This window comes from Allocoleopsis sp. (assembly GCF_036703385.1).
Taxonomy (GTDB): Bacteria; Cyanobacteriota; Cyanobacteriia; order Cyanobacteriales; family Coleofasciculaceae; genus Allocoleopsis.
Window position 1 is genome coordinate 1 of record NZ_DATNPA010000447.1, and the last position, 22531, is coordinate 22531.

At 46.4% G+C, this 22531-nt stretch carries 17 protein-coding genes and 2 pseudogenes; 9 read left to right on the forward strand and 10 right to left on the reverse strand.

Going from position 1 to position 22531, the window contains the following annotated elements; genetic code table 11:
• Both V6C93_RS22025 and V6C93_RS22030 read right to left on the reverse strand, forming a co-directional pair.
• Positions 1-330, reverse strand: a pseudogene (locus V6C93_RS22025) (hypothetical protein); the annotation flags it as partial.
• Positions 331-336: 6 nt separating this feature from the next.
• Positions 337-954 (reverse strand): DUF4388 domain-containing protein, encoded by a 618-nt coding sequence (locus tag V6C93_RS22030; protein ID WP_333478822.1) that lies wholly within the window; start codon positions 952-954, stop codon positions 337-339.
• A gap of 516 nt (positions 955-1470) precedes the next feature.
• On the opposite strand from V6C93_RS22030, the gene V6C93_RS22035 reads away from it, so the two are divergent.
• Positions 1471-1998: a DUF4388 domain-containing protein gene (locus tag V6C93_RS22035; protein WP_333478823.1), complete on the forward strand. Its 528-nt coding sequence runs from the start codon at positions 1471-1473 to the stop codon at positions 1996-1998.
• A 252-nt stretch (positions 1999-2250) separates the two neighbouring features.
• On the opposite strand, the gene V6C93_RS22040 is transcribed toward V6C93_RS22035, so the two are convergent.
• The 3 genes from V6C93_RS22040 to V6C93_RS22050 all read right to left on the reverse strand — a co-directional run bounded on the left by V6C93_RS22040 (position 2251) and on the right by V6C93_RS22050 (position 7680).
• Positions 2251-4053 carry a putative bifunctional diguanylate cyclase/phosphodiesterase gene (locus V6C93_RS22040; RefSeq protein WP_333478824.1) on the reverse strand — a complete coding sequence of 601 codons (1803 nt, stop codon included), beginning with the start codon at positions 4051-4053 and terminating at the stop codon, positions 2251-2253.
• Entirely contained in the window at positions 4050-6914 is a 2865-nt protein-coding gene (locus tag V6C93_RS22045; protein ID WP_333478825.1) for a PAS domain S-box protein, read from the reverse strand. The genes V6C93_RS22040 and V6C93_RS22045 overlap by 4 nt, the downstream gene beginning before the upstream one ends.
• A 367-nt stretch (positions 6915-7281) precedes the next feature.
• Positions 7282-7680: a response regulator transcription factor gene (locus tag V6C93_RS22050; RefSeq protein ID WP_333478826.1), complete on the reverse strand. Its 399-nt coding sequence runs from the start codon at positions 7678-7680 to the stop codon at positions 7282-7284.
• A gap of 256 nt (positions 7681-7936) precedes the next feature.
• On the opposite strand from V6C93_RS22050, the gene V6C93_RS22055 reads away from it, so the two are divergent.
• Positions 7937-9331, forward strand: coding sequence for an ABC transporter substrate-binding protein (locus V6C93_RS22055; RefSeq protein ID WP_333478827.1), 1395 nt, complete (start codon positions 7937-7939; stop codon positions 9329-9331).
• Between the two features lie 494 nt (positions 9332-9825).
• Positions 9826-10050 carry a hypothetical protein gene (locus V6C93_RS22060; protein WP_333478828.1) on the forward strand — a complete coding sequence of 75 codons (225 nt, stop codon included), beginning with the start codon at positions 9826-9828 and terminating at the stop codon, positions 10048-10050.
• Positions 10051-10190: 140 nt separating this feature from the next.
• On the opposite strand, the gene V6C93_RS22065 is transcribed toward V6C93_RS22060, so the two are convergent.
• The 3 genes from V6C93_RS22065 to V6C93_RS22075 form a co-directional block, all read right to left on the reverse strand.
• Positions 10191-11234 carry a glucokinase gene (locus V6C93_RS22065; RefSeq protein WP_333478829.1) on the reverse strand — a complete coding sequence of 348 codons (1044 nt, stop codon included), beginning with the start codon at positions 11232-11234 and terminating at the stop codon, positions 10191-10193.
• A gap of 138 nt (positions 11235-11372) precedes the next feature.
• Positions 11373-12575 carry an RNA-guided endonuclease TnpB family protein gene (locus V6C93_RS22070; protein ID WP_333478830.1) on the reverse strand — a complete coding sequence of 401 codons (1203 nt, stop codon included), beginning with the start codon at positions 12573-12575 and terminating at the stop codon, positions 11373-11375.
• A 1251-nt stretch (positions 12576-13826) separates the two neighbouring features.
• Positions 13827-14522 carry a histidine phosphatase family protein gene (locus tag V6C93_RS22075; RefSeq protein ID WP_333478831.1) on the reverse strand — a complete coding sequence of 232 codons (696 nt, stop codon included), beginning with the start codon at positions 14520-14522 and terminating at the stop codon, positions 13827-13829.
• Between the two features lie 466 nt (positions 14523-14988).
• Between V6C93_RS22075 and V6C93_RS22080 the strand changes: the two genes are divergently transcribed.
• From V6C93_RS22080 to mutY, 3 genes are all read left to right on the forward strand, one after another.
• Positions 14989-15948 carry an RNA polymerase sigma factor, RpoD/SigA family gene (locus V6C93_RS22080; RefSeq protein WP_333478832.1) on the forward strand — a complete coding sequence of 320 codons (960 nt, stop codon included), beginning with the start codon at positions 14989-14991 and terminating at the stop codon, positions 15946-15948.
• Positions 15949-16209: 261 nt separating this feature from the next.
• Entirely contained in the window at positions 16210-16554 is a 345-nt protein-coding gene (locus tag V6C93_RS22085; protein ID WP_333478833.1) for a DUF760 domain-containing protein, read from the forward strand.
• A 109-nt stretch (positions 16555-16663) separates the two neighbouring features.
• Positions 16664-17773 (forward strand): A/G-specific adenine glycosylase, encoded by a 1110-nt coding sequence (mutY, locus tag V6C93_RS22090; protein WP_414644243.1) that lies wholly within the window; start codon positions 16664-16666, stop codon positions 17771-17773.
• Between the two features lie 77 nt (positions 17774-17850).
• Here mutY and V6C93_RS22095 read toward each other — a convergent pair whose 3' ends face one another.
• Together V6C93_RS22095 and V6C93_RS22100 are read right to left on the reverse strand one after the other, a co-directional pair.
• Positions 17851-18786 carry a hypothetical protein gene (locus tag V6C93_RS22095; protein WP_333478835.1) on the reverse strand — a complete coding sequence of 312 codons (936 nt, stop codon included), beginning with the start codon at positions 18784-18786 and terminating at the stop codon, positions 17851-17853.
• Positions 18787-18855: 69 nt separating this feature from the next.
• A complete protein-coding gene (locus V6C93_RS22100) occupies positions 18856-20646 on the reverse strand; it encodes a peroxidase family protein (protein ID WP_333478836.1) in 1791 nt (596 codons plus the stop codon).
• Positions 20647-21177: 531 nt separating this feature from the next.
• Here V6C93_RS22100 and V6C93_RS22105 point away from each other — a divergent pair.
• The 3 genes and pseudogenes from V6C93_RS22105 to V6C93_RS22115 form a co-directional block, all read left to right on the forward strand.
• Positions 21178-21618: a hypothetical protein gene (locus tag V6C93_RS22105; RefSeq protein ID WP_333478837.1), complete on the forward strand. Its 441-nt coding sequence runs from the start codon at positions 21178-21180 to the stop codon at positions 21616-21618.
• Between the two features lie 75 nt (positions 21619-21693).
• Entirely contained in the window at positions 21694-21858 is a 165-nt protein-coding gene (locus V6C93_RS22110; protein WP_333478838.1) for a hypothetical protein, read from the forward strand.
• A gap of 8 nt (positions 21859-21866) precedes the next feature.
• Positions 21867-22531, forward strand: a pseudogene (locus V6C93_RS22115) (hypothetical protein); the annotation flags it as partial.

Here is a 22531-nt window from a genome sequence, read left to right on the forward strand (position 1 = left end):
ATATTCAAGGATTTCGGGATAACAGGCTGAGGGAATGGATTCCAAGAGTTGCCGCACTCCTTCCCGTAACGTTAATCGCCTCGCATACATTTCGGGCATCAGTTGTTGGGACAGTTCGGGTGCAAACGTCTTGAGCATCCCTACAAAGGTTTCTTCTGCGGTGATTGTGCCGTCAAAGTCGCAGAATACCACTCGCTTGGCAAGATTTGGGCTTTGATCTTCGGGAATTGGGAGAGATGGGGAAGAGTTTTGGGACACAATTCGCGATCGCACTGACGAGAATACAGAAAACAGAATACAGGATACAGCGCAACTTCCTAAACAAAACATCCTTTTTCAATCCCACATTTTTAATACATGGGAGCCTTCTGCCCTCTGCCCTCGTACTTCTGCCTTCAGAAGGCAGGGCAATGATTCTAAATTCAGACAATAATTATCAACTTGTTCTAAGAGACTATGAATTAAGCCATATTTATTGAGAATGATGGCTGGTACACTCAAGCCAGTCATTTCTCGTGTAGGTATAAACTTCTTTGGCTCAAATTTAAACTCACCTTCCTTGACCCGAAATAAGCTAGATATCGGCTGTAATACCTGCACATGGAATAGCTGTTTCAGCTGCTCAGGTTTTAATACACCTTGATTTTTCAGGTACAGACCGAGCGGTTCATCAATGGGACAGCACCAATGTACAAGTTTGTCGAATACGCGATCGCTAACCATCTGGCATTGCTGAATCAGGGAAACTAAACCTTGCTGGTCTAATTTATGAGCGGCTGCCACGATGTAACCTTGGTAGACCCAAATGTAAGAAGTCACGTAAAAGCTTAGCGGTGATGTTGATTGGGCTTCTGGCAACAGACGAACACTCAACATACCAGTCTTATGTCCTTGATCGATAAACTGAAAAATTTCTCGTAAGGAAAAATCCGAGAGAAAACCTGTAGTAGACATACTTTTTTGATTGACGGCTGAAAAGATAAACCTACAAAATCCATTAGTAAGACTTTGCTTGAATCTCACGTTACAAGACTTACGCCACCATACCCTACAGGATAAGCTGTTCAGCATTCAGATTGGGACGCCTAAATTCCTCAAAGGAAGCGGGCAACAGGGAATACCCAATTTAAATGCATAACAGCTTAGGGTTATATCATTCATTAACACTATCGAGAGGACATTACTCCATGAGGCTGATACTTCTGCCTAGATTTTAGGAGATATTATAAATAATAGGAAGGGAATTTTTGTGGTTATTTTTAGTATAAAAAATAACATTAATTATATTAATATATTTAATGATTTAAGTGCCATCGATAGAAGTTAGGTACCAAGCAATATATATTTTTGATTGTAAAATCAAAATATTAAAATATTAATCGTGTTCTGGAAGTCGTTGCATAAATACTGATAAACTGATAGGCGCTCCAGGCCAGACTTAACCTTAAACTAATCTTAAATTAAACCATTGTGTCTACTAAAGGGTTTCTCTCAGACTGCTCCTTAGAGGAAATTTTTCTGTTGATCGAGAAAGGCCACAAAACTGGCGTTCTGAGGCTCCATGTGTCATCCCCATACCCAGAAGCATTACCGCTTACTTATTACATCTGGGTGTATCAAGGTCGTATTGTGGCTGTTGCTAATCGATTAGACCAACAAGGTTTAGTTTCCCTAATTGCGCAAGACCAAGGCATCAAAAATCGCCTAGTTACCGAATTAGCGCAGTCTTGTCCAATCAATCAACCGCTGGGTTTGTGCCTTAAAAAGCGATTGATTTTAGAAGCCGAACAAGTGAAACATCTATTTAAGGTTCAGGTATTGCAGCAAGTCTGTGCTTTGTTTCAAATCAAGCAAGGCCAATTCGAGTTTTATCAAAATGTTGCAATACCAACCCGAGAAATGACAGGCTTGAGCGTACCCCTGATAGCTCTCAATCAATACTGTTTATTGGAGGCTCCTTCTAATTCAGAGGAGTTACCACTGGTCACTGGACTGTGAGATGCTAGTGAAAGAAGGCAGTTCACCTAGCGTTTTCCTTCTTGAGTAGACAGGAGGCAGAAGGCAAAAGGCAAGAAAGTTTGTACAGTAAGCTTTTTAACCTTTTTCAACTGGATAGTTATTTATGCCACGCTGCACTAGTCTGTCCGAAAAACAAGAGGGTACCTGGATCAGTGTGTTCGGCAATCGTGAGCAAGACCCACGGCTTAAGCGGTAGGTCTTTGCCCAAATTTTCGTCATTGTTTTATCTGTTCACAATACCCCGCTTTGTTGAGCTAATGGTAGCGGTAGACATTTATTGCTGATTAGCAATTGTTGAAACTCATGAGCTGGCAGTGGACGACTGAACAAATAGCCTTGCATTCCATCACACTGATGTTGGCAAACAAAAGAGAGTTCAGATTCGGTTTCGACGCCTTCGGCAACCAATTTCAGATTGAGAGTTTTTGCCATTTCAATAATGGCTTTTGTAATAGCAGAATTGCTGGGATTTTCCGTAATATTACGGATGAAGCAGCGGTCGATTTTTAAAATATCGAAGGGAAATTGCTGCAAGTAGCTCAAGGAAGAATACCCTGTGCCAAAATCATCAATGGCAATTTCTACGCCTAAGGACTTCAAGGCATTCAACCGACGAATGGCCACCTCCGTGTTTTGTACCAACATGCTTTCAGTTAGCTCTAACTCGATATATTTAGGGTCAAGCCCTGTTTCCATGAGGATTGCCACTAACTGATGGCGCAAATCGATTTGACTGAATTGACGGCTGGATAGGTTTACGGCTACCCGTAAACCTCTAAAACCCGCATCTTGCCAAATTTTCGTTTGCTGGCAAGCCGTCTTCAACACCCACTCTCCAATTGGTACAATCAGTCCGGTTTCTTCTGCGATCGGAATAAATTTATCGGGTGAAACTAGACCACGTTCTGGATGCTGCCAACGCACTAAGGCTTCTGTGCCAACGATTTTTCCGGTTTTGAGATTGACTTGGGGTTGGTAGTAGACCAATAGTTCTTGGCGTTCCAAGGCATGGCGGAGGCTGCTCTGTAAGGCAAGGCGCTCCGAAGAGCCGATGTTAAAGGCGGCAGTATAAAATTGATATTGATCGCCTCCATGCTGCTTGGCTTGAGTCATCGCTGTATTAGCATGATTGAGCAATTGTTCAATCTTTGTGCCATCACGAGGATAAAGAGCGATGCCGATGCTAGCAGTGATAAAGAGTTCTTGATTGGCTAACTCAAAGGTTTGGGAGAGACTCGTGAGAATAGTTTGGGCGACATGAGCCACATCTTTCTTATACTGAGTGGTGGGACAACAGGTTTCTTGCGTGTCCTCCAACACGCCAGGAGGCTTTTCCCAGGATAGGATAATGGCAAATTGAGCAGCGTTTAAGCGAGCCACTATGTCTTGGCTACCCACACAAGCCGTAATGCGATCGGCAACGGCTTTGAGCAATAAGTCACCGACGGCGTGACCTAAGTTATCGTTGATTTGGTTAAATCGATCTAAACCCAGAGACAGAACCGTTACTAATTTTTGGACATGGCTGTCTATTGGTTGTACCTGCTTAAACCGCTCTCGCAACGACAGCTGATTCGGTAAATTGGTTAAACTGTCATAGTGGATTAAGTAATTCAGTTGGTCTTTGGTTTGCTGAAGTTCGGTGTGATAACGCTGTTCAAGAGCCGCTTGTTTTTTCAGTCGGCTGGCGATCGCACCTAGCAATTCGGCTCTCGTAAACGGTTTGGTAATATAATCGTCTGCGCCCAATTCCATCCCCTGACGAAAATCTGCTTTCGCCGCTTTCGCCGTTAAGAATATAAAAGGAATCGATGCCGTGAGCGAGTCTTGACGCAGCGCTGTCAGAACGCCGTAACCATCTAACCCCGGCATCATCACATCACACAAAATCAAATCGGGAATCATGGCTTTGGCTAAATCTACACCGATTTGTCCATTTTCTGCACCGATTACCTCAAATCCTTCAACATCTAATAATTCTAGAATGTTTTCCCGGACGAACTCTTCGTCTTCAATGATCAGAATTTTCTTCATGAGCTGGTTCCAATGTGTTCCAAGTTATAGATTGGTAGCGTGACTGTAAATGTAGTGCCTACCCCGATTTCACTCTCCACGGCAATCTGTCCTTGGTGGATATCAACACACTTTTTAACGATTGCCAGTCCCAGACCCGTTCCGGCAATTGTTCCAACATTCGTTGACCGGTGGAAAGTCTCAAATAGTCGCGGTTGGTCTTCGCTCGGAATTCCGATGCCGCGATCGCGAATTTGAAATATAGCTTGCTCTTCTAAGGCGCTAATTGTCAAGTCGATGGTACTACCGTTAGGGGAATACTTAATGGCATTACTCAGCAAATTTTCCAGGATTTGCCGTAGTAACTTCTCATCCATATATGGCTGAGAGAGGGAGGAAAAGAGTGTGTGTTGCTCCTGTGGGGATTGACTTGAGAAGTTCTCCCGCTCTCCCGTCCTCACTAAAGCTCCCGTCCCCCTCTCCCCCATACTCCCTCTCCCTTTCTCCATGCCTAGTCCCCAGTCACAAGTAAAAATAATTGTGTGCTGGTTATTGTCATTGAGTTGCAATTCTTCCACCAAATTATGGCAGAATTTTTCTAAATCCAACGGCACTGGATTTAACTTTAATTTTTCGGCTTCTACTTTCCCCAGGATTAAGACATCATTCAAAAGTCGGGTCATGTGTTTGACCGATGTTTGAATCCGCTTTAGGTGAGTCAGTTTTTTCTCCTGAGTCCATTTATGACCGTAATTTTCCAGTAATTCAGCTGAAGAGTGAATCGTTGTCAGAGGAGTGCGAAACTCGTGAGAGGTCATGGTGATAAAGCGAGATTTGAGTTCCCTCAGTTCCTTTTCTTTCTCCAATGCCTTGCGAATTTCTCCTTCTGCCTGCTTGCGTTGAATCATTAAACCTAATTCTGTTGAAGCAGCAATCAATTCAATTAACCGTTGGTCTTCGTCCTTGGATTCAAACATATAAAAGATGAGGACAGCAAGCACACCATCAGTGGTCAGGAGGGGAATTCCCAATGCCGCTTTAAGACCTGCTTCCCTCGCCAGTTGGGCACGAAGATAAATTTGATTGGACTCGGCTGAAACATCTCGTCGCCACTCAGGCTTTTGCCTGCTCCAGACACGTCCTGGTAATCCCTCATGGGGAGCAAAGGTCAACGTCTCGCTGGCGCGGCGGAACGTCTCTAGATTTTTGGTCTTGCTGAACCAGGCAGGACTGCATTCCAGAACAGTACCATCAGCTCTAGGTACCCAAGCTTCACCAAAATCCCAGCCAGTGGCTTCACAGACTTTCTGGAGTGCCACGCTGAGGGCAGCATAAAAGTCTTGTGACTCAAAGATGGCTCGCGTGATTGAGTGCAAGAACTGGACTTCCTTCTCTGACTTTTTGCGTTCAGTGATGTCCCGATCAATCCCGCGATAACCACAAAATATACCTTTAGCATCAAAAATCGGCACACCGCTGCGTTCGAGAACCACCAGATGACCATCTTTATGGATAGTTGTATTTTCGACACAGGTGAAAGGTTGCCGCGAGGTGGAAAGTTGAGCAAAAAGGTCAGCAACACGCTGACGCTCTTGGGGTGGCATGAAGTCAAAGGTCGTCTTGCCTAAAACGTCTGAAGCTTTGTAACCTAACACGCTCTCAACCTTAGGGCTGGCATAGGTATAAACAGCATTTTCATTAACTTCCCATACCCAATCACTGCTGGTTTCGACTAAATTGCGAAACCGCTCTTCACTCTCCTTGAGTTGCTCCTGTGCCCTGTGACGCTCGATAATCTCGGCTCTTAGGATGCGGTTCGCCTCCCTTAAGGCCGCTGTGCGCTCTGCCACTCGGATTTCCAAGGCATCATTGAGTTGTTCTAGGGCAACTCGTACTTCTACACGCTCGGTGATGTCCTGTACAATCACAGCAACTTCATCAGCTCCACTTTTAATAATGCGAGCTTCAAAGTGATGGGATTTGCCATTTACCCAAAGATGATATTCAACAAGTTGCATTTCATGGGTTTCAATGGCTAGCTCAACGTGATGCCAAATCAGCCCTGCCACCTCAGTGGGCAAGACTTGATGCAAATGTCGCCCCATGATTTCAGTAGTAGAAGCTGATAGAGTATCCTGTTTGGCAGCTTTGCCATCCAAATAGATGCCATCTCGTGTGACGCGAAATATCGCATCCGGTATCACTTCTAAGAGGGCACGGTTTCTGTCAACGCTGGCTTGTAGTGCGGATTGTGTGTGCTTGGCACGTTGTTCAAGTGCAGCGACAAACAGGGCGATCGCACACTGATCAGCGATCGCTTGAACAAAGGCGATTTCCTGATACGTCCATTCCCGTTGAGGTTCACACTGATAAAGGATAATCGCACCGAGGTCAAAGGAGGAGTGTAACAACGGCACCATCAAAAGTCCCCAAAGACCCGATTCCTTGGCTGAATTCTGAATCACGGGTGAGATTTGTTGCCCAGCGCCAGGGAAGCCTACGGATTTTCCCTGAGCTAGCCAGGAGTGAGAAGACTGGTAGACGTTACAAAATAAACGGTAGAGACGATCAAACGGAACAACTTCGCTATTGGGTTGGGTCGTTGCCACCTTCACCCATCGTGAAGCTAAACTGTGTTCGCGATCGCTTCCTCCCTCCCTACCTTGAGTATCGTCAAGTTGAACAATTAAACAGCCGCTAACTGAGAGGGCCTCTTGTAGCTGTCTAGCGATGCAGTGCAGTACGTCATCGAGAACCAGCCTCCCCAATGTCGCTTGGGCAATTTGGTTCATCATTGCCGCCTGAACAGCCAGAAGATGTGAGTCAATCGCCTCCTGATCAATCGTCGAGTGGTTCGGTAGAGGGTTGGGTGAAGTAGCCATAAGTCGCAACGGATGGACAGCAACTAGGGAATGGAAGATTGCCGATAGGCTGTAGGCAGAGTAGGAGGGCAGGAAGTAGGAGAAGGACTCAGGATTAATCGTTGTAAACTTCTTCCCTAACCACCTATCGGCCTAATCCCTATACCCTATTGGATCTCTGGCCAAAGCCACTTTTACTCCTAGTGGGTGAAGGTTAAAGAGCGATCGGGGAAAGGAGAGGTCAATCCCTTTCCCCCTTCCCCGACTTTTGCCAGAAGTCTATTCAGTTCTAGCCACTTGAGTAACCGGACAGAATTAATTACATACTGATTCCTTGCTAGACAAAGTTTTCAGCCCATTTTTTGTGTAATTAATTACGTCTAACTACTTACCTGATCTCAATTGGAGCCGCTTGTGCTGGCGCGTGCAGGAGCGTTTCCTCGATCCGGTCTAGCACTTCCACTAGAGTAAACGGCTTAGTAATATAAGCATTAGCTCCTAATTCCAGACCCAGGCTTAAATCCGTTTTAGCGGCTTTGGCGGTCAGAAAGATGAATGGAATCGCAGCGGTTTTCGGTTCCGAGCGTAGCCCTGTTAGCACACCGTAACCGTCAAGTTCCGGCATTCGGACATCGCACAAGATCAGATCGGGAAGCTCTTTCTGGGCAAGAGAGAGACCAATACGACCATTTTTCGCCGAGATCGCCTCAAAACCCTCAGTGTCTAGCAGTTCCACAATGTTCTCTCGCACACTTTCTTCATCCTCAATTACCAAAATTTTTGTCATTTGTTCCCTCCATTGGCCTTTGGTAGTGCGATTGTCCGCTGAATGCTAAATAAATAACAAAGCTGAAACTGCTCACTCGTTCCGCAACCTTCACAAGGCGTTTACCTCAATAGCAATCTACCGATGAGTTGCTTCTCGTAAATTGTTGCATACCCACTGATGAGAATCCCTCGTGGAAAATACGGGGATGTAAGCTTTTTCTAGGGAGCTGTTCTCCGTAAATTTACCCTTGAAGTGAGTAGGAATTTGTTTATTTATGGCTGTGGTCGGTGAGAAAGCTCAAACTTTTGCACAGCAAGCGGGAAATTTTTGGTTCCATATACACCAATGGTGCGTATTGGGGATTTGTCTGTTGCTCTTGGGGGGATGTCAGCTACAGGGGCATCCTGATAAGGCAGGTGTGCTTCAGCTAACACTGTGGCATGGCGTGAACCCGCCCCACAATCGTGATGTTTTACAAGAGTTAGTGGAGCGGTTTAACCAGGAACATCCAGACATTCAGGTGAAATCGCTGTATGTGGGTCAAGAAGACCAGCAGATACCGAAAATTTTAGCCAGTGTTGTGGGCAATGTACCGCCAGATATGTTGTGGTTCAATCCCACCCTTACAGGGCAGTTAGTGGAGCTGAATGCTATTCGCCCTTTGGACGAATTCCTGGCGGCCTCATCGGTAAAGGACGAAATTGACCCAGCGCTGTTTGAATCTATGCAATTTTTGGGTCATAACTGGTCGGTGCCGTTTGGGACGAATAATGCAGGAATTTTTTATCGTCCATCGTTGTTTGAGGCAGCGGGAATTACCCAGTTGCCCAAGACATGGGAGGAGTTGCGGGAGGTCGCTAAAACGCTCACCTGCGATCTTGATGGTGATGAGCGGGTTGATCAGCATGGGATACTCTTGCCTTTGGGTAAGGGTGAGTGGACGGTATTTATGTGGTTGCCGTTTATGTGGAGTGGGGGAGGTGAGTTGGTAGGAGAGAGCATGGGGAGCGATTCTTTACTCAAGTTCAGCAACGGAGTACAAAACTTTCCCTACTCTCCCACTCCTGGAGGGGGCGTAAATTTAGTGAATCAAGGAGCGATCGCAGCACTGCAATTTTGGCACGATTTGATTGAGGATGGTTCAGCCGCCTTGTCTGTGCCAGAACGAGGATATGAGATGGATGGCTTCCTCGCGGGTAAGGTGGCAATGCAGTTCTCTGGCCCTTGGACGTTGGGACAACTGCAAGCAACAGGTGTTGATTTTGGTGTCTTCCCGATGCCATCGGCGGCACGACAGGCAACGGTCATCGGCGGTGAGAATTTGTTTTTGTTTAAAACGAACCGCGAACGCGAACAGGCAGCGTTTAGGTTTGCTGAGTATGTCATGGGGGAAGAGTTTCAGACTCAATGGGCGATCGGGACAGGTTATCTACCTGTCAATCTCAAGGCACGTCAAAGTAAGGCTTATCAAGCCTTCGTGGAGCAGCAATCCACTGTCAAGGTATTTCTGAAGCAGGCCGAGTTCGGGCGATCGCGGCCTCTCCTTAAAGACTACCCCCGAATTTCTGAGAATTTAGGTCGTGCGATCGAGGCCGTGCTATTGAGCAAAAACTCTCCACGGGAAGCGCTTGAGAAAGCCCAGCAACGGTTGGACTTGATTTTCCGGTAAGTCAACTCACGGGTAGTAAATTTTACCGATACCTCTACGGATTCACTTAATAATTTCTGGGAGTTCCTGGGGAATAATTGCTTAATTCCCTATGCTTACGGCAGATGCGAACTTCTCTGTGCCTACTCCGACACCTCCTAAGAAGTAGCCGAGAACACAGGAAGGCCGGAGAAAAAATATAACTTTGGATATATGACTAAGGGTAGGTGGTAATACAAGTGTATTACAGACATAAATGTAAATAAACATACCTATAACATACTTAACCTTTAAGTTTTTTTTCTTCATGATGTCACCCTGGCAAAATCCGCTACCTTACGGGGAGGAGTCAACAAATCGAGTTGTAGTCTACTTCTACAGCGAGCGATGGATTCCCATGACCTGTTTCTGTTTGAATGAAGCGATCTCGCTTTACCGTAAAGCGATGGTTCATAATAAAGAAATTTTCGTCTTTCCTTTGGGTTTAGACCTGGAGACTAAAAACATTCTTTCCAGTGAATCGTCGCGTTTGCCTAGTGAGGTTGCCGCTCATTTCTAAAGCACCTTTTGTGAGCAGCTTCTCATCCAATTGCTGTGCTAACGCTCACAAGAGCGGTAGCGACGTTAAAAGTGTAGCGTTAGCCTCAGCGATCGCAACCGTCCCGACTGGAGTGTTCAGTTTTGCTCGCCGTCAAGCACTAGAAGACTATCGCCATAATCTCGTATTTGGCGCTCTCTAGGAATGGCGGTCAACATGTAAATTTGTTAAGTAACCAGACAGAATTAATTACATACTGATTCCTTGCTAGAAAAAGTTTTCAGCCCATTTTTTGTGTAGTTAATTACGTCTAACTACTTATTGAGAGAAGGGAATGGGTTACTACTCCATTCTAGAGGCACAAATTGCCGCTCCAATTAACCCAACTTGGGCATTCAAAACGACATGTACGGGCACCCTTTCGAGTAAAGGACTCACCCGACCTTTTTGACCAAACGCTCGCAGAAAACTACCTTCTTGAATCAACGGTAGGATTTTAGCGGCAATTCCTCCCGCGACATACAAACCTCCATAAGGCAACAGTTTCAGGGCAAGATTACCCGCCTCAGCACCGTAAGCCTCGACAAACATTTGTAATGTCTGTTCGCATAAGCGATCGCGCTTTTCTAAAGCGGCTTGTGCGATCACGGCGGCTGGGTCTACACTTTTCTCCGTGCGCCCTGTCTCTCGCTCCCAAGTTCTAACAATCTCTCCAATTTCAGAAGATTCTTGAGCAACCTGACGGTCTCTGAGAAACTGGTAAAGTGCAACAATGCCTTGTCCCGAAACAACGCGCTCAACGGAAATACGCTGAATATCGTATTTATCTCGTAAGTATTGCAGAAGCTGGAATTCTAGCTCATTGCGGGGAGCAAAGTCGGCGTGACCCCCTTCTGTAGCAAACACTTGATAATTTCCTGCTTGGTGAATCAGGAATCCCTCTCCCAAGCCTGTACCAGCACCGATAACCCCAATGGGGGCATCGAGTTGAGGCGTTGCCTGTTGCAGTGTGTCAAGGTCTTTGGCTTCTAAGCCGAGGATACCGTAACCGACGGCGGCAAAGTCGTTAATCAAGTGAATTTTGCCAATGTCGAGTTCTGTTTCCAAGCGCCTAGCATCCAAGACCCAAGCTAGGTTTGTCAGTACGCAGGTATCGTTAACAACAGGGCCTGCGATCGCAAAACAAGCTTTTTCTGGGCGAGGTATCGTGCCGAACTGTTGCTTCGCTGCCAACAAGAACTTTTGCACGATTGGCACCAAGTCAGGAAAGTCGCGGCTAGAATAAAGCGACTCATGAAGAGTTTGCCAGGATGGCCCTGGGGAATCTTCCACCAAACGCAGAATCGTTTTAGTCCCACCGATATCTCCTGCCAATAGTAATGTCATTTATGGAGATTCTCCCCCTCTGTTCCCTTACCACAGGCATTTTGCCATGTAAACGCAATTTTTAAAGTCCGCCGCAAGAAAGGTTCATTGACATCCTCTTCCGTTAAGCCTATGGCTATAACGGGAGATTCCCAAACCTCACGATTTGAGTTTCTGCTTCTTTCCCTTTCGGGTCTTTTGCAACTGCCCTTTGGACTCATGCCCATCAGGTCTTACGTTCGCTCCACAGACTATCACCGCAAGCCCTGCGGCGAGAATATTATATGCGGCATTGATGTCTCGGTCGTGGCGTGTCCCACATTTTGGACAATCCCACTCCCTGATATCAAGCGGCAATTTATCGACAACGTGACCGCAATGTCCACAGCGTTTAGAACTGGGGAACCATCGGTCAATCTTCACCAGTGTCCGACCGTACCACTGGCACTTATATTCCAACTGGCGAACCACCAGAGACCAACTTGCATCAGCAATAGCTTGTGCCAACTTGTGGTTCTTCATCATGTTCTTCACAGCCAAGTCCTCAACGGCAATCGTTTGGTTTTCACGTACCAGTCGAGTAGTCAACTTGTGAAGGAAATCTGTTCGGGCATCGGCAACTTTAGCGTGAATGCGGGCAACTTTAGCCCGTGCTTTTTCTCTATTGTTCGAGCCTTTAACCTTGCCAGACAATGCTTTTTGAGCTTGTCTCAACTTATATCTAAGCCGCTTAAAGTGCTTAGGATTAACAATCTTCTCCCCATCGCTGGTAGCAACCAAAGAGGTGATTCCCGCGTCAATCCCCACTGCTTTGTCGGTTTGAGGCAGTGCCTTAACCGTGTGGTCTTCAACCAACAGCGATACAAACCAACGCCCCGATGCATCCAAGCGAACAGTCACAGTGGACGGTTCGCATCCCTTGGGAAGAATCCGACTCCAGCGGATTGGCACAGGAGAGGAACACTTTGCCAACCACAGTTGCCCATCCTTCCACTTAAAGGCAGAACGGGTAAATTCAGCGCTGCCACCACTTCGCTTCTTTTTGAAGTTGGGGTACCCCGCACGACCTGCCCAAAAGTTGGCGAACGCTTTTTGCTGGTTTCTCAACCCCTGCTGCAATGGCACGCAGCTAACGTCATTGAGAAATTGCAAGTCTTCTTGCTTCTTCCAGGCGGTCAACATAGCAGATGTCTGCTTGTAGTCAACCCGCTCTTGTCTTTCGTACCAGCCTTCTGTGCGAGTGTGCAATGCTCTGTTGTAGACCAACCGAACACAGCCCAACGTGCGGCGCAAAAGTTGTTCTTGCTCCGGTGTTGGGTAAAAACGGTATCGGTAGGCGGTTAAGGTCGATGGATGAATCACTTCTTCTCACCTCCTATTCGGAACCGTGCATGAGAGTTTCCAACTCACACGGCTACTACGCACCGCTCCTTTGTCAAGGATGACTCTCAGGATTACTCCAGTTGAGTCTCAGGCTATACTCGTTGGCTCCTTACGGTCAACCGCCTTGGCTTTTACTAGGACGTTCGATGTCTTGCTTTCACCTTTCACGGGGGCAGTTACCCGTTCATCCGTTCATTACTGTACGCATTGCCTTATCCCACATTCCAAGAAGAATCCCGTATGCATTAGGCTTATTAGAGTTACTAGGCTGTAGCCCTGCGGAGTAGGCATCCCACGTCTGCATATCCAACAGGCTTTCCCTGTGGCGTTGGCTTCTTGGGATATCCCTCTTATCAGTCCATGCGGTCTGGTTAACCTTCTCTCCCAAGTACTGGATATTTCTTGCCTTAACGTAGCAAGGTGTGTATTCCAGAGAATACAGGTTATGCTAGTTCCAAGACCAATTTCAACGCGCAAGGTTCGGTGAATATCCTTTTGGGAAAGAGGTACTGATAAGTTACTTCGTTCCTAGAATTCCTTTCGTGATGGATTTAGGCTCCTGCTCTACACCGAGGTTTTGAGTTCTCCACTACTAACTACTCAACGAATTAGTTAGCCTCTTGCAACCTAAACACTTTTCTCCTGGGACGTGTAACCACTATCGAGAGATGCAGCGGTGTATTCATTTCGCTGTGTTTTGCCCTCTCGCTCTGGTTGCTCTTAGTGTCATTTGAGAGCATTTTCAGTCGATTTCGTTTCCAGTCATGTTACGATGCTTACGCAGGTTCGTTTTTCTAGCCATATCCTATCTTCCCTAGCGGGGATTTGTTATCGACTTCACATTACCCGCATTTAGCCCATGCACTGCAAGTGACGGATACCAACCCGTCAAAATGTGGGACTACGGATTCACTCCGGGAGAATGGAGGGTGGGAATTGAACCCACAGGAATTCTAAGTTGTCAAGGTTCGGCTTTCGCTTTTCCTTGCCTCTGTCCTCTCCCTAATCATGACGATTAGAGAAGTTTCAAGAGAACGAATCGCACCGTTGACTCATGTCTCACATTTTGTCATTCATTCTGTGAGGAATCTTGGTCTGTGTTGGGAAATTTTAGGGGGTATTGTTAGCGAAGCTTGCGCGAAGCGCATATACCATAAAATTTCCCCCGTTTCCGACGCTCGAAGACTCGCTAACGCTTCGCTATCCCACCGCTAAATTAATGTGCGGTACTCACCTACGGTTCGATATGTCCGCGCTGATTATAACGGGGGTCTCCACGGGGGAAGAGGGATGAAATCGGATGACTTGTTCACTTTTACTGAGGTGGGACGTATCTCCGTTAAGTTCCATGAACCATCCTTGTTCTTGACGCACCAGTTTCACAAGGCAGCACAAAGACGCCTTTACTTCCGGCGTTCCACCAACGAGTCCTTGCGTGCAGCCGACAACTGAGGCTCCATGACCGACCAGTAAGATATCTTCGGAGAATTCTGCTGTCAGTCGTTGTACGGTTTGAGCAGTACGTTGGAGTACCCTGTCGCTGGTTTCCGGATAGTGAGCTATAACACAGGATGTATAACTGCGATCGATTCGAGGAAAGCACTGTTGCAGAACATCCAGGGAAAGCCGCTCTGGCGCAGTTGCCATCCAATCTGGATTGAGCCATTCACTCAGACCCGACTCCAGCTTCATAGGTAAATCCAGAAGATTCGCTACCTCGTTGGCTGTTTGCACGGTTCGCAAAAAGGGGGAAGCGAAAATATGCACGATTCCTTCCCCTACAAGGCGTTGACCCAGCTGCTTGGCTTGTTCGATGCCATCGGAGGAAAGGGGTGGGTCGTAGGGTCGCTCGGCGGTGTTAAACCACTCGGGGTTCACAAAGTCGAGGCGGTTTCCGTGTCTTGCAATCCAGACAGTTTGGGTCATGAATTTAGCTGACTCATTGAACTACGCTTATGATTATTAAGATTAGGAACAGATTTGTCAGATTTTGTTTTCCAGGATGCAATCTTTTACCCCTTACCTGGGTACCCTTATACAAAGCCTGGTCTTCCTGGAACCGCTTTTACAGCTGATTTCTCATTTCTGTTTTCTTTTATTTAATAAATGTTACAATACTTAAGGTTGTGCTGCTCAATCGAAAGCTTATTGGCAAAGACAGCGTGACTAAGGGTGAAAACTGGTGTGTTCACCTTGGTAGCGGATTTGCTGGATTGGAAAAAGGCTGGCTATAATGCCTGTCAAGTTCTGATCGGTCGGCAAGTCTTAGCTAATCATGAAACATAAATTAAATTTTTTCTCATAGAGATATGTTCACTAGTACCCTTGGTGAACTGAGCATCAAAACAAACCTGTTTACTTTAAATCCATCCATACTAGAAGACCGAGCGCTATGAAAACTGCTCAGACCTCTACAGACCTAGTCCGTACTTACTTGCGAGAAATTGGTCGTGTACCGCTGCTGACCCATGAGCAGGAGATTCTTTATGGAAAGCAGGTGCAGCGATTAAGTGCCTTGCAGGAAGTGAAAGAGTCCCTATGGGAAGAACTGGGTTATGAGCCAACACTTGAGGAATGGGCGAAAGCGACTTCACTTTCTTCAAGCGAGTTGAATTCTCACATTCATGCGGGTGAAATAGCAAAGCGCAAGATGGTGGAAGCGAATTTGCGACTGGTAGTTTCAGTGGCAAAGAAGTACATTAAGCGCAATGTAGACCTGCTGGACTTGATTCAGGAAGGCACGATTGGAATGCAGCGGGGTGTGGAGAAATTTGACCCCACCAAGGGTTATCGTTTTTCTACTTATGCTTACTGGTGGATTCGGCAGGCGATTACCAGAGCGATCGCAGAAAAAGGTCGCACGATCCGCCTTCCGATCCATATCACCGAGAAACTCAACAAAATCAAAAAGGCTCAGCGCCAACTGGCACAAAATCTGGGACGAGCTGCAACAGTCTCCGAGTTAGCCCAAGAGTTGGAGTTGACACCGAAGCAGGTGCGAGAGTATCTGGAACGGGCACGTCAACCTCTCTCCTTGGATCTGCGTGTTGGAGATAATCAAGATACAGAGCTGGTAGAGCTATTGGAAGACACTGGCCCTTCGCCCGAAGACTTTGTGACACACTCCGCGCTACAAGTTGACTTGGACAAGTTGATGGCGGATTTAACGCCTCAGCAGAGAGAAGTATTGGCACTCCGATTTGGTTTAGAGGATGGGCAACCCATGACCTTAGCCAAAATTGGCGATCGCCTCAACATCAGCCGTGAACGAGTGCGACAAATCGAGCGGGAAGCACTCTCTAAACTCCGCAAGCGCAAAGGGGATATGCGGGAGTATATAGCAGCTAGCTAAAAGGTTGAACGTTAGAAGGTTGAAGGTTGAAGGTTGGGAAATTAAAGGCTTAAACTAACCTTTGAACCTGTAACCTATAACCTTCAGCCTTCAAGCCCAACAGGTGAGATAATCCGATGTCTCTGGTTCGGTTCTACCCACTAAGTTATTCGTTCCCTCTTGTTACATTATTGGCATAGACGTACAGAGTAGAAATAGAAATAACAGACCGTTCCTCCCTGCTGGAAAAGGAGAGCGAACAGTTGCTAGGAGGTTATCAAGGTGAACAACAAATCCAATCAAGGCTCAGAGTTTTTTGACAGTGATGCTCACACCAACTTACTGTGGGATTATGTGCAATCCATGAGCCCAGAAACAATTGCTCATCTATCTAAACCCATGTCATCTGAAGTGTTTCAGGTGATGGAGCGCAATATTGTGGGAATGCTGGGAAACCTCCCTTCGGAACACTTTGGTGTGACAATAAATACCAGCCGTGAGAATTTAGGTCGCCTTCTAGCTTCAGCCATGATTAGTGGATATTTTCTGCGTAACGCTGAACAGCGCATGGTTTATGAAAAGTCTTTGCACATGCTGGAAGCTCATCCTTTAGACTCAGCTCAGTAAGTGGCTCAGTGAGTCAATTTCTAAGCTCTCACCCGTTTCAAGAGAACACGAGTTTGTGAAAAAACAGCGAACACTGACAGATCAGGAACTGACTCTGTCAGTTTCGATTATTCAGGGACAAGAACAATCTATACTCACAGGTGGTAGCTCGATTAGAGCTGATTTGAACAGGCAAGCGCTCCTTCGTTGGTATACACAATTTGGTAGAGACTTGCCCTGGCGGCGCGGACATGACCCTTATCCGATCTGGGTATCTGAGATTATGCTTCAACAGACCCAGGTCAAAACAGTCATCCCTTACTATCACCGTTGGTTAGAGCAATTTCCCACTATTGAACCCCTGGCGTCTGCTGACTTACAACAGGTACTCAAAGCTTGGGAAGGCTTGGGATATTACAGCCGTGCTCGTAATTTACATCGGGCGGCGCAAAAAATTGTGCAACAATACGATGGTATCTTTCCCACACAGCTGGAGGAGGTATTGGCTTTACCTGGAATTGGCCTAACAACAGCTGGCGGGATACTTAGCGCGGCATTCAATCAGCCCGTCGCAATTCTCGATGGCAATGTTAAGCGAGTTCTGGCGCGATTAGTAGCATTACCCGTGCCACCCGCCAAAGCCACAAAACAGCTGTGGCAAATTTCTGAAGCCTTGCTTGATAGAAAACATCCCAGAGAGTTCAATCAAGCGCTGATGGATTTGGGGGCCACTATTTGTACGCCGAAAAAACCTAATTGCAAAAGTTGTCCTTGGAAAGACTCCTGTCAGGCATACAATCTAGGTATTGAATCCCAGCTACCCATGCGTGAAATTTCTTCGCCCTTGCCCCACAAAACAATTGGTGTTGCCGTGATCTGGAATGAGCAGGGGCAAATTTTAATAGACCGCCGACGCCCTGAGGGATTGCTGGGTGGTTTGTGGGAGTTTCCCGGAGGCAAAATCGAATGCGGTGAAACAATTGAGGAATGTATCAAACGAGAAATACAGGAAGAACTGGCGATTGAAATTGAAGTAGGCGATCGCTTAATTACCATCGATCACGCTTACAGCCACTTTAGTATTACCCTGAACGTGCATCACTGCCGCTATCTTTCAGGGATTCCCCAACCTGTTGAATGTGATGAAATTCGCTGGGTGACTTTAGACGAACTTGACCAGTTTCCTTTCCCAAAAGCTAACACCCAGATCATTGCTGCTCTACGGCAGAATGTTTTATGAATAACTAAAATCGACCGCCTGTAGAAGGGGTTAATTCTCACTTCTACTCAGCATGATCAGTTCTGGAACACAGATTACTATTGATTATCAAAGCGCTGATGTCTAAAGAAAAGCCGACTATCGCCATAGAATGATGAAATAAATTCAGACGTTGTTTCTATAGTTCCGACCAGCTGAGATTTTTGGCGATATGCTGGCTGTTCAATATCATCGATAGTAGCATTCCTAACATCATCTCCCCCTTGGTTGGGCGCGACCCCATAAACAGAAAATAATAATGTTCCAAGTTTTATTGTGGCGAGGTCGTGTCTAAAATCATGAGGCGGACTTTCAGCAAACTGAATCTTGGGATTTGGGACGAGGAAAATTCGCTCTGGATAATAAGGCACACTTTCCTTGTGACCGTTTTGGTCAAGTTCTCCAAACCTTTGCAAATAGAGTCTTCTCGGATATTTGCTCACCCGACGGAAGATTAAGTTAATGAATTTAGGCCCCAAGCTTTTCTCTTCCGGAACAATATTGGAAAATTCGTGGGCAAAGAAGTTATAGTTTTTTCCCTGACCTGATAACGAAACCAAGGCTGAGACGTTTTCTGAAGGCTGACCATCTACAAAAAGCTTGAGTGCCAAACCAGGAGCAAATCCTCGATCTGTTGGATCACCGGTTACGGATAACCGCAAAAGACCGTAGTCGGCTCCCTTAAATAAACCTGTAAAAGGGGTATCCGGTGTAGGTACAAACTTGACTTTAGCGACGCTACCATGAGCATGAATTGCTTTTTTCCACTGAGGCGGAGCTTCATCGGATAAGCGCTCCATCTTAATTTTGAGAATGGTCAAAAATAACCCAGGAACATCGATTTTCTTCAGAGGAGGCAGTTTATCGTATGTAGATGGTAAGATGTTCTGATTCCAAAGAAAGTCCTGCTTTTGAGCAGCAGCCCAAGATTCATACTCTGTAGGCAAGGGGTTCAATTCACAGGCCCCATGCCAAAATTGACGAATATTTTCCATAATTGATTAAAAATTAAACAACAACTGTAGGGGCGCACGGCTGTACGCCCCTCCCTACTAGAGAAGAGGTCAATGACCAGACACGCCTACGCGACGCCACGGAGCAAACCCGTTTTGAACGCCGACTAAGGCAGGATTTAATGTTGGGTAGTGGCGGCGCAGAACCGTCAACAAATTGTTGTTGTCGATCCAATCCAGGCCGAATTGGGTGTAGATTTCAGCTCTATAATCTTTGGTAAAGAAGCGATCGCTCTTTAAGCGTCGAGAGGCCATGAGGATGAATACGCGAAAGGCCGTATCGCTAAACCCAAAGCCCTCTGGGAGGTCTTCGGCGAACATGCCAACCATCAGATCGACACTTTCCAGGTCATTGTTATATACTTCGCGCAGTTCTTTGACCCAGACTGGGTTACTGGTAATCTCTTCAAAGGATTTAACCTTGCCGCGACCAATTAGCTCTCGGAACCGATTGTAACGAGGAACGCCACGTTCGCGATCGCGGATAATATCGACAGCCGCTAGATCGAAAACCTCCCCATTGTCCCTCACCAAATGCTGTAGAAAGCGAGGGTAATTGTGCAATGTAATTGCACCAGGATGGGCAATGCCAAAGGAGTAGAACAAATCCTGCATTCCTACCTCTTCCACCACCGCCCGCGTGCGTTTCCCAGACGCTTCAAAGAAATTTTTCTCCAGGCGCAATTGACCATTTTCGATCGCATAAACAGCCAAATCATCCGGAATCAGAGGATGCAGCCGATACACGGATACGAATTCTTCCGTGAGATAGTAGGGAGCAGTATGGTGATCGGTAGGCGACCCAATAATGCCGCTAATCGCTTCACTGTCGCTAACCCGTCCCCAGATGCGTTTGACATGCTGACCTAACATCCCCCACCAGTTGGCGTTCATGGAGATTTGCAAGGCGGGAAGTCCGAGAATACCGGGAGTCCATTCAACGGTATGAATTTTAGCCATCAACGCCGCATTAATTAGGCGGGCGTGGTCAAATAAGTCATCCTCTTTCCAATCCGGATATTTCTGTTTGAGGCGATCGCAAATAGCGTTATGTTCTTTGACAAACAGAGTATGCAATAAGGCCAGCCCCAACCACCAGTTGTCGCTGAAGCCTGTCATATCCAGGCCAGTTTCTGGGTCGAAGGGTAACAGACCGTCCTCGCCGATAATTAACTTGCCATCGACATGCGATCGCAGCTTATCGATGGTTTCCTGAGTATTACCATAGATTTGCGAAGCATCCCACCAGTGGGTAGCGTGACTCAAAAACGTTGGGGGGCCTGATTTATCTCCTTCTGGGCGAGTCGGGTCTTCTAAGGTTTTATTGATTGCCAAGGGTCGATGTTCAGCAGGCCAAGGGTCACCGTCTTCTAAAGGAATTTCAATTTTATTATTCGGCTGACCGTCGCCATGAAAGAACCATTCATGGTTCTGGAACTGAATCCAGGCCGCAGCTAGCAAGTTCAACGTCTCGGCAGGTTTAAATTCATCTCGCGTCATCAACGCCCGACTGATCACGCGGGGATTGGGTTTGAGTAAATTCTTTTCATCAGGGTAGGTTTCTTTGAGTGGCACGTTGCGCCCGAATCGAGTGCCAACCATACCCATTTCTGGGCGGTCTAGGTCATTAAAGCTTCCATCTATTGTACGGGCAACCAGATGGCGACCATCGGGACTCGGCACAGGTTTAGGAAGCCCCTCTTTAGTTGGTAATTGCGACGTATCGTGGAGGTTGTGTTGCCGCAGTTCATCGCGGAATCCCATTAGCTTTAAGAGTGCTAGGGGAGTCGGCAACCGATGCCAAGGTTTATTCTTTCCGAGAGATGAGAGAAATTTAAGCATTAATTAACGTTCCTTGGGCAAGATGGTAATTTTTCGCTTGTATTTCCGAGACTGTAACTTTTTCTACCTCACCTTTGGCAAGAGAAAAATCCGAATTCTGTAACACTTTGTCATATATGAGAATTGTTCATGGATTGGGCTTCTGACATTCTCTGTATCAATCTTTGGTGAGGTAAAAACCTCATAAACAAAATCTAATGCAACAATCGAACACGGATGAACAAGATGTATAACCGAATACTTGCAAGTACTAAGGTTTTAGTTTTTTAACGTTTCAGGAAATTCTCGATCAGATGATGTATCACTATTGTATGTGTTTTCCATAAGGCGTAGTTCTTCTCGTTATTATGGGCGATTATGGGACATAATGACGGTACCCTTTCGGGTACTGTCAGAATCTTAAAAATTTCAGAAAATAGACAGTGAGATAGGTACTTACTAGAGCGGTTAGCAGTCAGCTACTAGCTTTTTTGTTTTCCTTAATAAAGAAAGATTGATATATCAAGCTTGAACAAAACGAGGTAAGACGTAATGAATGTTCAAACTCTAACAACAACCGATTTAGTGAAAATGTCACAAGCCGAGCTGGATGAGCTTTATCAGAACAGTCCCATCGGTGAAATACCGGAGGGTGACAGCAAGGGGACAGCCATGATTATCCCTGGTTCGGTTTTGGCGAAGGTATTGTTACCCCTAATCAAATTACTGGCTTGGCAGGGTAAAGTTTTTTATCGAGACCAAGATTTTTTGTTGAATAAAGTCAGCCCGTTCTCGTTTAAGGCGATTAAAGCAAAAATATACAGAGGAGAGAGCTGGGTTTGTGAGGGAGAGGCTACCATTTTGGATTACTCTAAAACCTCGTTCGTAGCGAAGAAAATTAGAGATGAAATCCGCGAGGTTGCTCCTGGCCTTTATCTAGGCAGCGCCTATTGGGGAAAAACACGTTTACTGAATTTTATTCTGGAATTCTAATCGGACAATAAGGCAGACGGCACCGGAACTCATACGAGGAGGCAGAAGGGATAAAGACTTTCATCCTTTTGTACGGTGCAACAGCACATTGCGTCTGATAGCGATCGCCCGCAGGAAGTTGCGATCGCTCAGTCAATAAAATCCAAATTCACAATGGGGAAACCCGTTTGCAGTAAGTTGTGTAGCGGCTTACTGTCTGTAAGTTCAATGCACGGCAGCTTCTCAAGCCGCATTTATTGAGGTGGCTCATGACTCATCAAGTTGCGCTAACAATCATTGCCCAGATCGAGCCAGGAAAGCTAGATAAACTCAAGACTTTGTTAGAGTCCATTGGCAAAGATGTCGAAGGAAACAGCATTATTCCTTTTACAGCGTTCAGTACGGTTCACTTCGCCCGGTTCGTCATCCTGGAAGAGGCAAAAGATGTCTTTGGTAACGTAATTCCGGCAAGCCTGGTATATTCAACCGAAATTGATGCTCCTTTGGAGAAGCATCTCGATGAACTCCTAGATTTAGCGGGAGAAGGAGTTGATCGCATCTTCAGTTATTGTGAAGGCTATCCAGCGCCCGCACAACGGAACCGACAGAACCGTCTGGCTTACTTGCGCGATCGCGCAGTCCCGATTCAAGCGTTATACGTCAACACTGTAGGTAGAACGGTAAAGCAAGTCCAGCAAGAAGCCGAACTGCGCGACAAGCTCGAAGCCTTTCTAGATCGGCAACAGGAACAACCTGGCTGGGCGGATTCCAATGTAATGGATGTCCGCAGGGTGATCGTAGACTTTGTGAAAAACAAACTCAGTTGGGCACTAACTCCAGCCGAACAACCCAGCTTAGGATGGCGAGTTAAGGAAAAGCTAAATTTCATTCTCACACTCCTCGGACTCCTAGCCCTATCGCCCCTCCTCCTCCC